The 14,145-nt window shown below is 35.2% G+C and carries 15 protein-coding genes; 7 read left to right on the top strand and 8 right to left on the bottom strand.

Features of this window, described 5'->3' with window-relative positions; all coding sequences use genetic code 11:
* The first annotated feature begins 3 nt into the window (after positions 1–3).
* The 5 genes from IV494_RS05210 to IV494_RS05230 all read left to right on the top strand — a co-directional run bounded on the left by IV494_RS05210 (position 4) and on the right by IV494_RS05230 (position 4,168).
* The gene (locus IV494_RS05210) at positions 4–303 is read left to right on the top strand and encodes a hypothetical protein (protein WP_196079082.1); all 300 of its coding nucleotides are present in this window, start codon (positions 4–6) and stop codon (positions 301–303) included.
* A 259-nt stretch (positions 304–562) separates the two neighbouring features.
* Positions 563–1,639 carry a serine hydrolase domain-containing protein gene (locus tag IV494_RS05215; protein WP_196079083.1) on the top strand — a complete coding sequence of 359 codons (1,077 nt, stop codon included), beginning with the start codon at positions 563–565 and terminating at the stop codon, positions 1,637–1,639.
* Between the two features lie 442 nt (positions 1,640–2,081).
* Positions 2,082–2,570 (top strand): T9SS type A sorting domain-containing protein, encoded by a 489-nt coding sequence (locus IV494_RS05220; RefSeq protein WP_196079084.1) that lies wholly within the window; start codon positions 2,082–2,084, stop codon positions 2,568–2,570.
* A 2-nt stretch (positions 2,571–2,572) separates the two neighbouring features.
* On the top strand, positions 2,573–3,856 hold the full coding sequence (locus IV494_RS05225; RefSeq protein WP_196079085.1) for a complement C1q domain-containing protein: 1,284 nt from the start codon (positions 2,573–2,575) through the stop codon (positions 3,854–3,856).
* Positions 3,857–3,874: 18 nt separating this feature from the next.
* Complete coding sequence (locus IV494_RS05230; protein ID WP_196079086.1) at positions 3,875–4,168, top strand: hypothetical protein; 294 nt, start codon at positions 3,875–3,877, stop codon at positions 4,166–4,168.
* 73 nt (positions 4,169–4,241) lie between these two features.
* On the opposite strand, the gene IV494_RS05235 is transcribed toward IV494_RS05230, so the two are convergent.
* Entirely contained in the window at positions 4,242–6,572 is a 2,331-nt protein-coding gene (locus IV494_RS05235; protein WP_196079087.1) for an ATP-dependent helicase, read from the bottom strand.
* Between the two features lie 164 nt (positions 6,573–6,736).
* Between IV494_RS05235 and IV494_RS05240 the strand changes: the two genes are divergently transcribed.
* Positions 6,737–6,997, top strand: a complete 261-nt coding sequence (locus IV494_RS05240; RefSeq protein WP_196079088.1) for a hypothetical protein — start codon at positions 6,737–6,739, stop codon at positions 6,995–6,997.
* A gap of 41 nt (positions 6,998–7,038) precedes the next feature.
* Here IV494_RS05240 and IV494_RS05245 read toward each other — a convergent pair whose 3' ends face one another.
* Together IV494_RS05245 and IV494_RS05250 are read right to left on the bottom strand one after the other, a co-directional pair.
* Positions 7,039–7,404: a response regulator gene (locus IV494_RS05245; protein WP_196079089.1), complete on the bottom strand. Its 366-nt coding sequence runs from the start codon at positions 7,402–7,404 to the stop codon at positions 7,039–7,041.
* Between the two features lie 10 nt (positions 7,405–7,414).
* A complete protein-coding gene (locus tag IV494_RS05250) occupies positions 7,415–9,262 on the bottom strand; it encodes a sensor histidine kinase (protein ID WP_196079090.1) in 1,848 nt (615 codons plus the stop codon).
* A gap of 203 nt (positions 9,263–9,465) precedes the next feature.
* On the opposite strand from IV494_RS05250, the gene secG reads away from it, so the two are divergent.
* A complete protein-coding gene (gene secG, locus IV494_RS05255) occupies positions 9,466–9,819 on the top strand; it encodes a preprotein translocase subunit SecG (RefSeq protein WP_196079091.1) in 354 nt (117 codons plus the stop codon).
* A 55-nt stretch (positions 9,820–9,874) separates the two neighbouring features.
* On the opposite strand, the gene IV494_RS05260 is transcribed toward secG, so the two are convergent.
* From IV494_RS05260 to recR, 5 genes are read right to left on the bottom strand one after another with little or no spacing between them, the layout of a single operon-like run.
* A complete protein-coding gene (locus IV494_RS05260; protein ID WP_196079092.1) occupies positions 9,875–10,906 on the bottom strand; it encodes a CgeB family protein in 1,032 nt (343 codons plus the stop codon).
* Entirely contained in the window at positions 10,903–12,039 is a 1,137-nt protein-coding gene (locus IV494_RS05265; RefSeq protein ID WP_196079093.1) for an NAD-dependent epimerase/dehydratase family protein, read from the bottom strand. The genes IV494_RS05260 and IV494_RS05265 overlap by 4 nt, the downstream gene beginning before the upstream one ends.
* Positions 12,036–12,596, bottom strand: a complete 561-nt coding sequence (locus IV494_RS05270) for an acyltransferase (RefSeq protein WP_196079094.1) — start codon at positions 12,594–12,596, stop codon at positions 12,036–12,038. Before IV494_RS05270 ends, IV494_RS05265 begins: the two co-directional genes overlap by 4 nt.
* A complete protein-coding gene (locus tag IV494_RS05275) occupies positions 12,593–13,384 on the bottom strand; it encodes a glycosyltransferase family 2 protein (protein ID WP_196079095.1) in 792 nt (263 codons plus the stop codon). The genes IV494_RS05270 and IV494_RS05275 overlap by 4 nt, the downstream gene beginning before the upstream one ends.
* A gap of 57 nt (positions 13,385–13,441) precedes the next feature.
* A complete protein-coding gene (recR, locus tag IV494_RS05280; RefSeq protein ID WP_196079096.1) occupies positions 13,442–14,053 on the bottom strand; it encodes a recombination mediator RecR in 612 nt (203 codons plus the stop codon).
* Positions 14,054–14,145 lie beyond the last annotated feature (92 nt).

Consider the following 14,145-nt stretch of genomic DNA (forward strand, 5'->3'; position numbering starts at 1 on the left):
ATCATGATAAAAATAATCATCACTACAGCATTCCTATTTGGAACTTCTATGATTTATGCTCAACAAAAAGATGCTCCCAGAAGCAGTAGAGAACAAGTAATTAGCACAGAAAATCCGCATAATCCTCTGGTAAATGGGATACCTTATGATCAGTACAAAACTCAAGTGCAAGCTGAAGAAAAACAGCGCGCTGCGAAGGAAGCAGAGGCAAAAAATCAGATGAAAGAAGAATTAAATCGGCAAGCCAAAATCAATCTGCCGCCAAATCCAAATCTGAATAATAATGAAAAAACCAAAAAGTAATTCGCAAGTTGATTTAATGTGTTTTGACCTTATTTTAAAAGTTCAAGACTGAAAATCAAAATGAGTCGGCAGACCAGAAAGTTGAAAAACTAAAATAATTTTCGAAATAAAAACAAACTAATAACCAAAGGGGTTTTCACCAGTGAAAATCCCTTTTTTCATAATTAAATTCTTTTCTTAAAGATGAATAAATTATTCTTGACCCATTTAACAAATTCTTTTTTTTGAAATCATAATGATAACCTTGAAAATTTAAACCATGAAAATCAAAAAGTATTCGTTATTTATCTTGCTGATCTTAGTAACAGCATGCAGTTCAGATCGAATTTCCCCAACACCCGAAATTCCTCTAGTAGAAAAAATGTACTTTCCGCCTATCAATACTACTGAATGGGAAACAAACCCGATTTCCAGTTTGGGATGGAATACGTCAAAAGTTCAGGATCTACTGGATTACCTTGAACTGAAGCATACCAAAAGTTTTATAATTTTGCAAAATGGGAAGATCGTTATGGAAAATTATTTCGATGGACACTCCGCTACTTCTCCATGGTACTGGGCAAGTGCGGGAAAAACACTAACTTCAGTGGTCACAGGAATTGCAGCGCAGGAAGGTTTCATCAACATTAATAATAAGGTTTCAACATATATCGGAACCGGTTGGACAAGCGAAACTTTAGCCAAAGAAAATCTGATCACGTGTAGAAATTTGTTAACAATGACTTCTGGTTTAGATGATGATCTGGGAGATGATGTTTCCCCCGCAAACCTACATTACAAAGCTGATGCAGGAACAAGATGGGCTTATCACAATGTATATGTAAAACTACAGGATGTCATTTCTCAGGCAACAGGAAAAACCTGGGAAGACTATTTCAATACTCGGTTAAAAGATAAAATTGGCATGACCGGAGCTTGGATTCCTTCAAACAATAATATCGTTTTTTGGAGTACCGCAAGAAGTATGGCCCGATTTGGCTTGCTCGCTTTAAATAATGGCAATTGGAATGGAACTCAAATCCTAAATCCAACTTACTTTCACGACGCAACCAATACTTCACAAAATATCAATCATTCTTACGGTTACTTGTGGTGGCTTAACGGAAAATCCAGTTATCATCTTGCGCAAACGCAGGTTCAAATTTCGGGTTCCATTATTCCGAATGCGCCAAAAGATATGTATTGTGCTTTGGGAAAAAATGATCAAAAAATCTATGTAGTTCCGAGCAGAAATCTGGTGATCGTGCGAATGGGGAATTCGGCGGATAATACCAACTTTGCTCTTTCCGATTTTGATGATGTCCTCTGGCAAAAAATCAATGCAGTGATCAATTAAATCTTATTGATTTTCGCGAACTTTAAAATCAGATTATTTTCGTTTTCGAGGTGAAATTTAACTTTCGCTTCTCATTTCTGCATCTCATTTCCACTCAGACAGAGATCTTCTGTTATAAAAATATCTCAACTTACGCAACTACCTAAAAACTCAGGTAGGGACTTTTCCTTTGTACTAATAATTTTCAATGTTTGAAACCTGTTTTAAATGTTGAGGTATTAACATGTTCAATTTTTACTTCAAAATCTCAATTCTAATCTTCATTTTTAAATACGATCTGTTTTTAATAAAGTCATGCAATAATGATCTCAAGTTAATAAATAGATTTCAGAATTAACATTCGTCGATTATAATGGTCGTTCGTCTATTAGGTATTGTTGCGTTTGATAAAATAATGAAATTTTACAGTATTAAATATTTCAAAACTAAAAACTCTAAAACAATGAAAAATTTCTACTTCACTTCAAAATTACTATTGCTCTTCATTTTGGGTAATTGCGGATTTTCCCAAGCACAGCAGGCAACACTTTCCGCGGGGAATAATGCACAGTCAGGAACAGGTTCAGTCTCTTATTCTGTGGGACAAACTTTTTATGAACCACAAGCAAGTGCTACGGGAAAAGTGAATCCCGGAGTGCAACAACCCTATGAAATCTTCACTCTGGCAACAAACGAAAATGCTGTTCAAAGTAAAATCTCTGTTTATCCGAATCCTGTAAAAGATTTTTTAACCATCGACTTTAATACTGAAAAATTAGAAAATTCCCGCTATCAGTTATTTGATGGAACTGGGCGAATGATCAATCAGGGAGAATTAAAAAATTTAAAAACCGACATCAATACTTCCAGCCTTACCTCTGGATTGTATATGCTCTCCATCTCCAGTGCTGGAAAAAACGTGAAAACCTTTAAAATAATCAAAAACAGATAATCATGAAAAAATCAATACAAATTTTCGCATTGCTCTTCTGCGTCATCATCTCTGCGCAGGCACCGGAAAAGCTTTCTTATCAGGCAGTCATTAGAAATGCTTCAAATGCTTTAATTACCAATACTATGGTTGGCGTAAAAATCAGCATTCTTAAGACATCCAGTGCAGGAACAGTTGTTTATGCAGAATCTCAAACTCCAACTACAAACTCGAATGGTTTGATTTCGATTCAAATTGGAGCAGGAAGTGTTATCTCCGGAACAATCGCTGGTATTAACTGGTCTGCAGATTCCTATTATATTAAAACGGAAACTGATCCTGCCGGTGGAACAAATTACACGATTGCGGGAACTTCTCAACTCCTGAGCGTTCCATATGCCTTGTATGCTAAAAACTCTGGTGGAGGTTCAGGTTTTACATTGCCGTATTCCGGCACCGCTACAAATGCATCGAGCCTATTCCAGGTAACAAATAACGGCGCCGGAAGTTCGCTGGAAGGAATTAATACTTCTATCGATAATAATATCAGTGCTCTAAAAGGAGTCATCAATTCTACTTCTCCCGGTTCCTTTGCAGCGGCAGTACGGGGAATTAATAATGGAACTTCAAATTTAGGAATTGGAGTTTATGGGTCACAAAATGGGTCCGGTTGGGGAGTTTACGGAACGACTCCTGCAGGTATAGGGGTGTATGGAAATTCTTCAGGGACAGGATCGGGAGGTTACTTTACCTCAACAGGAATAGGATATGCTTTAATTACAAATGGATCTATCCAATTAAATAACAATGGTGAAGGTACTGGTAAAGTTCTAACAAGCGATGCCGGTGGAAACGCCAGTTGGCAGGACTTAATTACTCCCGATGTACATTTTAGCAGCTTAGGTGGAAGTACGCAAGCTATTCCAGATGGAGCAACTTTTACGGTAATTGATTCCTGGACTGGACTTGAAGAAACAGGTGGAGCAAATTACAATACTACTACCGGTGAATATACCGTTCCCATAACCGGTTATTACTACATTACGGCAAAAATTGGTTTTTATAACACAAATACGGTTGCAGGAGGTGACTCCTCAGTCGGAATACAAGTTGACAATGTTTCTCAAAAAACGGGAACTTCAAATTATTCAGTTATTGGGCAAATCTATGGTGACTCCTTTGTCGATCTACTGATCAAACTAACTGCTGGTCAAAAAATAAGAATTCGCGTTTATCAGCATGGTGGTCCAACTAATAACTTATATCCTCTTGGTACTAACTTCACTGTTAATTTAATTCACAAATAAATATTTAAAATAAATATTATGAAAAAAATAATTATCACCACCGCAATGTTATTTGGTACAACTTTAATTTACGCTCAAAAAAAAGATGCAGTTAAAAGCAGCAAAGAACAAATAGTGAGTAATGAAGATCCACACAATCCTTTGGTAAATGGAATTCCTTACGACCAGTACAAAGCAAAAGTACAAACTGAAGAAACACAGCGAGTTGCAAAAGAAGCTTCTGCAAAAATTCAGCGAAAAGAATTTTTAGAAAAAGAAGCAAAAATAAATATACCACCGAACACAAATACTGCGGAGAAACCTAAAAAGTAAAACCTAACAAAAACTAATAACCAGTAGAGCTTTCAAATTGAAAGCTCTTTTTTTTATTTGAAAGGATCAAATTTTAAATCTTCGTCAGTTTGGCGAACTTCAAAATCAGATTTTTCTCGCCTTCATGCTGAAATTTTACTTTTGCCTTAATGTTCTGTGCATCTGTACCATCCAGAAAGATTACTTCGCCCACGCCAAAACGGTCGTGACGAACTTTGTCACCAACTTCAATATCCTGGGAAGAATTTCCGCTTGGATTAATGATCCTTGCCGTAGCAACAGGTTTTAAATTTTGAGGTATAGCAATCGGTTCATCTCGCTGAAGCGTTTTCTTCTCCTCTTTCTTTTTGTAAAATCTCGGTTCGCTCGGTAGATCATCGAATATATTAGAAGTAATTCCGGAATGATTTACAAATCTGCTTTCAATCGCAGGATTGATAAATTCTAAATATTGGGCGTCAACTTCACTCAAAAATCTCGATGGTTCTGCATCAGTAATTTTTCCCCACTGAAATCTCGAAATTGCATAGGTGAAAAAAGCCTGTTTTTCGGCTCTCGTTAAAGCCACGTAAAATAATCGCCTTTCCTCTTCTACTTCTTCTCTGGTTGAAGAACTCATAAAACTGGGAAATAAATTTTCTTCCAAACCAACCAAATGAACAATTGGAAACTCTAAACCTTTTGAAAGGTGAATCGTCATCAAGGAAACTTTATCAGTATCGTCGTCGTTTTTATCCGTTTGCGTATCCGCAGAAAGTGCGATATTTTCCAGAAAATTAGAAAGCGATGCATCTCCATCATCCAACTGAATCTGTTCTTCCAGAAATCCCTGCATTGAATTCATTAATTCCTGCACATTTTCAACGCGTGAAATTCCTTCCGGAGTTTGATCGTCTTTTAAAAATTTAATGAGTCCGCTTCTTTTCGCGACTTCCATTGTAACGCTGTAAACATTTTCGGTTTTCAGCATTACCTGAAATGCTTTGATCATAGACCAAAAATCTGAAAGCTTGGTAAGAATTCCGTTATTTAAACTCATTCTCGGCGCATAAAATCCTAGATTATCTAAAACCTGCGTCACCGAAATATTTTGAGAATCTGCAAAAACGATCAATTTATTTTGAGTCGTTTCTCCAATTCCACGAGCGGGATAATTAATGATCCTTGTTAAAGCTTCACTATCATTTTCATTTACCAGAAGTCGAAGATATGCGATAAGATCTTTCACTTCTTTCCTTTGATAGAAAGATAATCCACCATAAACGCGATAGGGAATATTTTTTCTTCTTAAGGCATCTTCAAAAGCCCGTGTTTGAGAATTCGTTCTGTACAAAATGGCAAAGTCTGTAAATTTTCGCTGCGCAGAATTATGCATCTCCCAAATATTTGAGGCTACGAAATTCGCTTCATCAGCATCAGAAAGAGAACGGTAGACTTTGATCTTCTCCCCTTCTTCATTTTCACTGAACACATTTTTTTTGAACTGCTGTACGTTTTTAGAAATGACCACATTTGCAGCGTTCACAATGTTTTGCGTGGAGCGGTAATTTTGTTCCAGCGAAACAGTTTTTGCGTCGGGATAGTCTTTTTTAAAGTTTAAAATATTCAAAATATTCGCACCCCGAAAGGAATAGATCGACTGAGCATCATCACCAACAACGCAAATATTTTCAAATTTGGAAGCCAGAGCTTTTACAATTAAATACTGCGAATGATTGGTATCCTGGTACTCATCAACCAAAATATATCTAAATCTATCCTGATATTTCGCCAAAATTTCGGGGAATCTCGTTAATAACTCATTGGTTTTTAATAACAGATCATCAAAATCCATTGCACCATTTCGGAAACAAACATCAACATATTTTTGGTAAATTAAACCGATCTGTTTCATGTTTGCACGTTCATCAGCTTCAATCAATTCCGGATTGTTGAAATAAGCTTTAACGGTGATCAGATTATTTTTATAGTTTGAAATTCTCGCCTGAACTTTTTTTGGCTTGTAAAGATCAGCATCGATGTTCAATTCTTTCAACACCTTTCTAATGACATTCAAAGAATCCTGAGAATCATAGATCGTAAAATTAGAAGGAAAACCAAGAAAGTGAGCTTCACTTCTCAAAATTCTCGCAAAAACAGAGTGAAAAGTTCCCATCCAGAGACTTCGCGCTTCACTGTCACCAACTACTTTCGCGATCCGGATTTTCATTTCCTTTGCCGCCTTATTTGTAAAGGTGAGCGCTAAAATATTAAAAGGATCAACCAAATTGGTGATCAAATGAGCAATTCGCATGGTAAGAACCCGCGTTTTCCCCGAACCAGCTCCTGCAAGAACCATGAGTGGTCCTTCCAATGCAGTTACGGCTTCATATTGTGCTTCATTTAATCCTTTTAAGTAATCCATTCGTATAAAAAATTGAGTGTCAAATTTACGGAAAATTTAAAGAAAAGAAGTCCAAAATAAGCATTGAGGAAAAGTAAAAAGTTTTCAAAAATTAATCTTAAAACCTAAAAGAAAGGGCATAATATTTGTAAATATTGCATTAATAATATAATAACAAAAGCACAATGTCAGAAAATATACTATCTGTTGAAGATCTTAAATTTCTTGAGAATCTTCATACCAAATGTGGTTTAGAATTTTTGAGGTATGATGAAAACGGAATTAAAACGAATGAAAATTCCAAAATTTCTAAGTTTATTGAAAACGAATCTTTCGATAACAAATCTTACCTCACAGAAATATCCAAGAAGCTGCGATTTAGATTAAATTCAAACTTCCAGCTGAATTTTTCGCACGATTTTAATTTTGAAGTTGTACGCGTTTAAAACTTAATAAAAAAGACAAACTGATTAGTTTGTCTCTTTTTTTATGCGGTAAGTTGATTGAGTTTGTTCATCATCTCATCGATCTCGAAGGGTTTTGCAATAAAAGCATTTGCTCCCGACTGCAGCGCAGTTTCTGCTAATCCTCTGCTTGCAGACATTATGATGACCGGAATATTTTTTGTGTTTTCGTTAGCTTTTAATTTCCGACAGATCTCTCTGCCATCTTCCTCGCATAACCACATATCCAACAGGATCAGATTAGGTTTCGAAGCCGAGTCTACTAACTTAAAAATTTCTGAACCTCGTAGAAAGGTATTTACTTCAAATCCTTCAAAGTCGAGAATAGTTCCTAAAGAATCCAGAATTGCAACGTCATCATCGACTATAAATATTTTTTTAGAATCCATTTTTTACATTTTACTGATTAGCAACAGGTAAGGAGAAACAAAAAGATGATCCTTTTTCAGGAATACTGTTCACCCAGATTTTTCCATTGGACCGCTCTACAATTTGAGCAGAAATAAATAATCCCAAACCTAGCCCCGGAAAAGTGGTTTCTTCATCGCCACTCACTCGGTAATATTGTTCAAATACCTTGTCTTTTTTGTCTTCAGGAATACCAATACCAAAATCTTGAACTGAAAACTGAATATTATTCTCTACCCTTTCAACGCGTGCTATTATCTTTTGCGTATTCGGTGAATACTTGATAGCATTTGAAATAAAATTGGTAATAACCTGACTAACACGATCCTTGTCTGCAAAAACTGTACCTGATTTTTCGATATGCATTTCAATTGTAAAGTCAGTCGACAATTGCTGTTCCTCAATCGTTTCGATGACTAATTTTTCAAAATCGAAATGAGTTTCATTTAAATAAATTTTGCCTGAATTAATTTTTGTTACATCTAATAAATCACCAATTAGAGAAGTTAATTTAATGATCTGCACATCCATCTTTTTTGCAAATTCTGCGTTTTTTTCGTCGCCCGTTTTCCGCAGCATCCGTTCTAAAACCTGTGCATATAATTTAAGGGAAGTCAGTGGCGTTTTTAATTCATGACTGGCAATTCCTAGAAAAGTGTCTTTTTGAGCTGCTAGAATTTTGAAATCATTAATATTGGTGCTAGTTCCAATCCATTGCATCAAATTTCCCTCCTCATCTAAAACTGGCGTTGCTCTGTTAATGAACCAAATATATTCACCTGTTTTAATATCGCGAAAACGTGCTTCCAGTTCGAATATTTTTTTATCCCGGATAGCTTCTAGCCAAACTCTTCTAACATTAACAGCATCTTTTGGATGCACAATTTTCGAAAAATCAAAATTTTCTATTTCATCTTTTTCGATGTTGAGAAATTTCAGCATATTCTCATTAAAATAAATTAAACCTCCAGCTTGATCTGTGGTCCAGACAATTTGCGGCATTGCCTCTGCCAGATCGCGGTATTCTTTTACTACAATTTGCGCTTTTTGGCGGGACTCCACCAATTCGGTTACATTTAATCCCATATTTAAAATAGAATCAATTTCTCCGTCGGCATTACGAAGCGGACGGTAAGAAATACTGTAATAAAATTGCTGTAAGATACCGTCGACCACCAAATCAACCTTATCCTCTGTCGCATTGTATGGTTCGCCAGTTTTAAAAATATTCCGGAGGATCTCAGCAAATGGCTGACCCTCGAGCTCGGGAACTGCCTCTTCTAATTTCTGACCTACAACAGCGCGCGTTTTCCCCCAACTTTTGATCATCTGATCATTAGCGAACTCAATGATCAAATCTTCTCCTTTAAATAGAGCTACAGAATAATCCGAAATTTCCATCAGTTCTTTGAATCGCAATTCGGTCTCCCGTAATTTCTGCTCGCTCAAAACCTGATCTGTAACGTTGATCGCTACTACCGAAACCCCTGTGATTTCTTGATCTAAACGAATGGGCGAATAAATAAAGTCGAAATAATAGGTTAACATCACGCCATCTTTTTCCAATAAAGCTTTTACTTTATTCCCTTTAATGGTTTTTCCCGTTTCGAAAACTTCTTTCAAAATACCTGGGAACTCCTGATCTGCAATCTCTGGCAAGGCTTCGACAACAGGCAAACCAATCACATTATCGCCTTTTCCCCAATATTCCAAAACCTGCGTATTTGCATTTGCAATAACATGGTTTTCGCCCATTAAAATGGCAAGTCCAACCGGCGCCTGACTGAATAGTGAGGTGAGCGATTCGAGACTTATGGAATTCTCCAAAAATTTTTTCATGACTACGAATGTAAAAAATTTATGTTAAACCGTGCTTAATTATTTTCCACTTCAAATTCTTAAAAGCCACGTGAAAATAGAAAGGGAGAATATAAAAAAGAGATTTAAAATAATATTGAATTATTATGCTTCGATCCTCACTTTAGTAATAAATATTTAAAAATAATGATTATATTTGCACTTCGAAAACTTTGAAATAAAAAATGGACACAATATTTACATTATTCATGATCCTTATCATGATTGCGAGTATCTTACTCATCATTATTGTTATGGCACAAAATCCAAAAGGCGGCGGTCTTTCGGGAACATTTGGCGGAACATCTTCTGCGCAGTTTGGCGTTCAGAGAACAAATGATTTCATGGAAAAAGCAACCTGGAGTTTAGGGGCAATTATTGTTGTTCTAATTCTTATAAGTGTTATTTTGACAGCAAAACCCAGTTCAAGATTACAGCAAGCTCCAGCGAAGAAAGAAGCTCCGGCTCCTCAAACTGCACCTGGAACAAATAATACAACTACAGTTCCTATTAAAACTCCACTTCCTGCAGGGAATTAAGAGAAATTTAAAATACTAAACGGTTTGGAAATTTTCTAAGCCGTTTTTTTTTGACTTATTTGAATTTTTTATGAGAAACTCCCCAAAAATCATCTTGTGGTTTCTCAAACAGACATGAGATCCAACTGTCAAGCGACATTCTCTCAAGCATTTCTGAATCTATTTTTTGAAACGGAGTTTGAAAAAAATCACCCTTAATTTTGAGATCGTTTCGTTCCAGAATATGAATGTTTTCTGAATTGTAGAAAGGATAATTTTTAATATCTGAATTGGTCGTCAATAATTTCTTTCCGGAAGCCAAAGCTTCAAAAGTCCGCATACTCAAACCATTTTGAAACGGTTTATTAATGTCTAAGACCGCAAAAGAATCTCTATAAATATCAACGATTTCCTGATGACTTAATTTTTTAAAACTCAATTTTTTACGATCAAATTTCTGTAGATTTTTATCAAATATTTTTTTTAAAATGAAAGTTGTTTTCCCCGGAGCATAATAATAAAAATAAGATCTTAACTTTAATTCATCACACAATTCCCGTACTTTCTGGCCGATTAGATAACGATCAGTATGTGCACTACCAATAAAAACAAGATCATGCTTTCTTTGAACTGACTTTTCAGATTGAGCATATTCATTTAAAAAAAATAGAGGACGAAAATGGAGGTTATATTTGAGTGCATCTTTGGGTTCAAAGGTAAAATTTAAATCAAAATAAGAATATAATTGATGGAATTTCGGATATTCGTTAACGCTATCGTAGGAATAGAATATCATTTTTGCATTTGGGTTTCTTTCCCTAAAATTTTCCAGAAAAAACAAAGGAATCGTTTCGCCTTTGATCAAAAGAAAAAAATCATAATTTTTTGTTCCTGTTTCATTAGATATCTTTTGATAATAATGGTCGATTTTTCTTTGGTACAAATTACTTTTTACACGGATAATTCCTTTGGAAATAATAGAATCTGAAGGTCTTTCATTATAAAAATCCACAGTTGCGCCGTATTCTATAAGCTTTTTGACAATAGCTTTCTCGTAACCAAAAAAATTGGCAGATAAAAACAATATTTTTTTACCAGCTAAATTCATGATTTTAAAAATCCTTTTTCTTTCATTTCCTCAAGGGATTTATCAAAATTATTTTCCTGAATCGGTTGTTTTAACACCCAATTGGTAAACTCTTCAATTCCCTCATTAAGATCAATTTTCGGTTCAAAATTTAGGTATTTTTTCATGTTTGAAAGGTCCGCGAAATTATGTCGGATATCTCCTATTCGAAAATCCCCGGAAATATTAATTTGAGTATCCCGTCCAAATTTATTCTTCAGGAGCTCAGCAATAGACAAGACAGAAGTCGCTACTCCCGTTCCAACATTGATTATTTTGTTATTGACAGTTTCAAATTCCAAACTCCTGATGGTGGCATCTACCGTATCTTCAATATTGATAAAATCTCGTGTCGGCAATCCGTCTTCAAAAATATTAATATTTTTTTCACTTAAAATCTGGGTTGAAAAAATAGATAATATCCCGGTATAGGGATTTAAAAGTGATTGTCCGACTCCGTAAACGTTCTGATAGCGTAAGATCACAAAATTAATTCCGATCGATTTGCAAACGTGTTTCACCACTTCTTCCTGCTGGAGTTTTGTAATACCATAAAAAGAAGTTGGATGCAATTTTGAATTTTCGTCCGTCGGAAGCGGTTTTAGAAACTCCCCTTTTTCGTCGGTCATTTCAAAAATTCCCTTCTGCATTAATTCAACATTTCTTTCGCTTGGATAAGAAATTTCTGAAAGTACATTTTCATATTTTCCTTCTCCGTAAACTGCACGAGAAGAAGCAAGAATGAATTTCTTAACTGAATTTTTTTTATTCACCAAAACATCCAAAATCAAAGAACTACCGTAAACATTAACGTGGCTGTACTTTTCTATTTGATACATCGATTGTCCAGTTCCTGTTTCTGCTGCTAAATGAATGATCGCATCTTGGTCTTCAATCGCTTTTTCAACATCATTTCGATTAGTAATGTCTCCTTTAATAAATCTTACTTTCCCTTTGATACTAAGAAATAAAGGTGAATTTTCATCAGGATCTTTGCCATGAATCTGTTCCGAAAGAGTATCGAGAACAGTCACAGCATATCCTTTATCGATGAGCTTCAAAGCCAAATTGCTTCCAATAAAACCAGCTCCTCCTGTGATTAATATGTTTTTCAATTTTTCTCCGATATTTTTTCCCAAATTTGAGTTTCAGGGTTATAATTTTTTACAATTTTTGCGGGAGAACCAACAATGACACAGTAGTCAGGGAAAATCCCGCGCACTACGGAATTAGCACCAACGACGCACTGCTTTCCTAAAATGGTTCCTGCCATAATCGCGGCACCCATTCCGATAAAACAGTTTTCGCCAATCTGGGTTTCTTTCACCGAAATTTTTTGCTTTAAAATAGGTACGCCAATTTCTTTATAATCGTGGTCGATATTGGTGATAAAAACATTACCTAAAATCAGTGAACCTTTACCAATAGTCAAATTACCAGCGGAAGTAAGGTGAACATTTTGAGAGATCACGACATCATCTTGAATATGAATCGTTCCTTCATTTTGCGTTTCCATTCGGAGATGCGGCAGAATTCGAACTTTTTTACCAATAAATACATTGCGAATTCCCTTTAAAAAAATGGGTTTACCTAAATAAGAAGGCATTCCAAATTTGCCAAAAAATGGCGCGTATAAAAGTGCTCTCAATCCCCAAAACATTTTTTCGATCATAATTTCGCTCTTAACGGTCGTACTGCATATTTCAGTTTTGAAATTACAAAATAAAATAGATATTCAGGGAGATTAATTCTATTTGTTTGATACATCTCGAGGATATTTTTCTGAATTCCATTTTCCATTTCTTTTAAATTGGCAGAAAGACCTGAAATTCCAAATGATTTTTTACCATCTCCTGCAATTACCAATTTCTCCGGTAAAAGATACATTTCATTTTTCTCAGAAATTCTCATCCAGTAATTTGCATCCTCTGAATATTTCTGATTTTCATCAAAAAATCCCGTATTGTCAAGAACTTTCCTTTTAAAAATCGCAGTTGATGTTTGTCCTGTGATTTTGAACAGTAACTTTTTTAAAGTGATTTTTACCAGTTTGTCTTGTGGGAGGAGATTGTAAGGAAACGTTAAATTTTCGTCGTTCCAAAAAGAAGTGATGAAATCCACATTATAATTTTCATTTTCTAAAAATTTCACTTGATTCTCCGTCTTCTCAGGAAGCCATTCATCATCGGAATCTAAAAGTGCAATATATTCGCCTTTTGCAATTTTCATCGCAACATTTCTCGCTTTCGAAACACCACCGTTTTCCTGATTTATGAGAATAATATTTTGGTCTGGATTTTTTTCCAGGTAAGTTTCAATGACATTTTTACTTTGATCATTAGAACCATCATTCACCAGTATAATGTCAAATTCTCCTTTCCAAGTTTGATTTTTTATGGAAATTAAAGATTTTTCGATGCTCTTTTCGGCATTGTAAACTGGAATTATTACAGAAATCACGCTTTTTGAATGTTTATATTTTTAACCAATTGCTAAAATAAGAAATTCCTTTTAGATTTAATCCTTTTCATTATACGGCAATCTATTCTGAATCGAACGTCCGAGAGAGATCTCATCTGCGTATTCCAATTCATCACCTACAGAAATCCCGCGTGCAATTGTTGAGAAATTAACTTCAAAATTTTTAAATTTTCGGTAAATATAATAAGCGGTGGTATCTCCTTCCATTGTTGCACTGAGCGCAAAAATAAGTTCTTTGATTTCCTTGTTTTCTAATTTTCTTTCAATGGAAGAAATATTTAACTGATTCGGGCCAATTCCTTCCATGGGCGAAATCTTACCTCCTAAAACCAAATATTTTCCCCGAAACTTTCCGGTATTTTCAATCGCCATTACATCGCGGACATCTTCAACGACGCATAAAATTTCTTCGTTCCTTTTTGGATTCGCACAGATTTCGCAAATTTCTGAATCTGAAAAATTGTGGCAGTCTTTGCAATATTTAATATCGGTGACGAGTTTTTTTAAAGAATCTCCCAAAGCGATCGCCTGACTTTGGGGTTGTTTTAATAAATGCAAAGCCAGCCTCAAAGCTGATTTTTTACCAATTCCGGGAAGTCCCGAAATTTCTTCTACTGCTTTGCCTAAAACCTTACTCGGATAATCCATTTAGCAAAGATAGAATTCGAGAGGTAATATTCAAAATTTTTTAATGAATGTAAATTTGATCAATGTTTATTAGAGAATAGTAAAATTCATTC

Origin of the sequence: Kaistella gelatinilytica (assembly GCF_015679325.1) — a bacterium.
Taxonomy (GTDB): Bacteria; Bacteroidota; Bacteroidia; order Flavobacteriales; family Weeksellaceae; genus Kaistella; species Kaistella gelatinilytica.

Bases quoted from the DNA above. Each gene is read 5' to 3' on its own strand.
- IV494_RS05210 (WP_196079082.1), top strand. From the start codon at position 4: ATGATAAAAATAATCATCACTACAGCATTCCTATTTGGAACTTCTATG.
- IV494_RS05215 (WP_196079083.1), top strand. From the start codon at position 563: ATGAAAATCAAAAAGTATTCGTTATTTATCTTGCTGATCTTAGTAACA.
- IV494_RS05220 (WP_196079084.1), top strand. From the start codon at position 2,082: ATGAAAAATTTCTACTTCACTTCAAAATTACTATTGCTCTTCATTTTG.
- IV494_RS05225 (WP_196079085.1), top strand. From the start codon at position 2,573: ATGAAAAAATCAATACAAATTTTCGCATTGCTCTTCTGCGTCATCATC.
- IV494_RS05230 (WP_196079086.1), top strand. From the start codon at position 3,875: ATGAAAAAAATAATTATCACCACCGCAATGTTATTTGGTACAACTTTA.
- IV494_RS05235 (WP_196079087.1), bottom strand. From the start codon at position 6,572: ATGGATTACTTAAAAGGATTAAATGAAGCACAATATGAAGCCGTAACT.
- IV494_RS05240 (WP_196079088.1), top strand. From the start codon at position 6,737: ATGTCAGAAAATATACTATCTGTTGAAGATCTTAAATTTCTTGAGAAT.
- IV494_RS05245 (WP_196079089.1), bottom strand. From the start codon at position 7,404: ATGGATTCTAAAAAAATATTTATAGTCGATGATGACGTTGCAATTCTG.
- IV494_RS05250 (WP_196079090.1), bottom strand. From the start codon at position 9,262: ATGAAAAAATTTTTGGAGAATTCCATAAGTCTCGAATCGCTCACCTCA.
- secG (WP_196079091.1), top strand. From the start codon at position 9,466: ATGGACACAATATTTACATTATTCATGATCCTTATCATGATTGCGAGT.
- IV494_RS05260 (WP_196079092.1), bottom strand. From the start codon at position 10,906: ATGAATTTAGCTGGTAAAAAAATATTGTTTTTATCTGCCAATTTTTTT.
- IV494_RS05270 (WP_196079094.1), bottom strand. From the start codon at position 12,596: ATGATCGAAAAAATGTTTTGGGGATTGAGAGCACTTTTATACGCGCCA.
- recR (WP_196079096.1), bottom strand. From the start codon at position 14,053: ATGGATTATCCGAGTAAGGTTTTAGGCAAAGCAGTAGAAGAAATTTCG.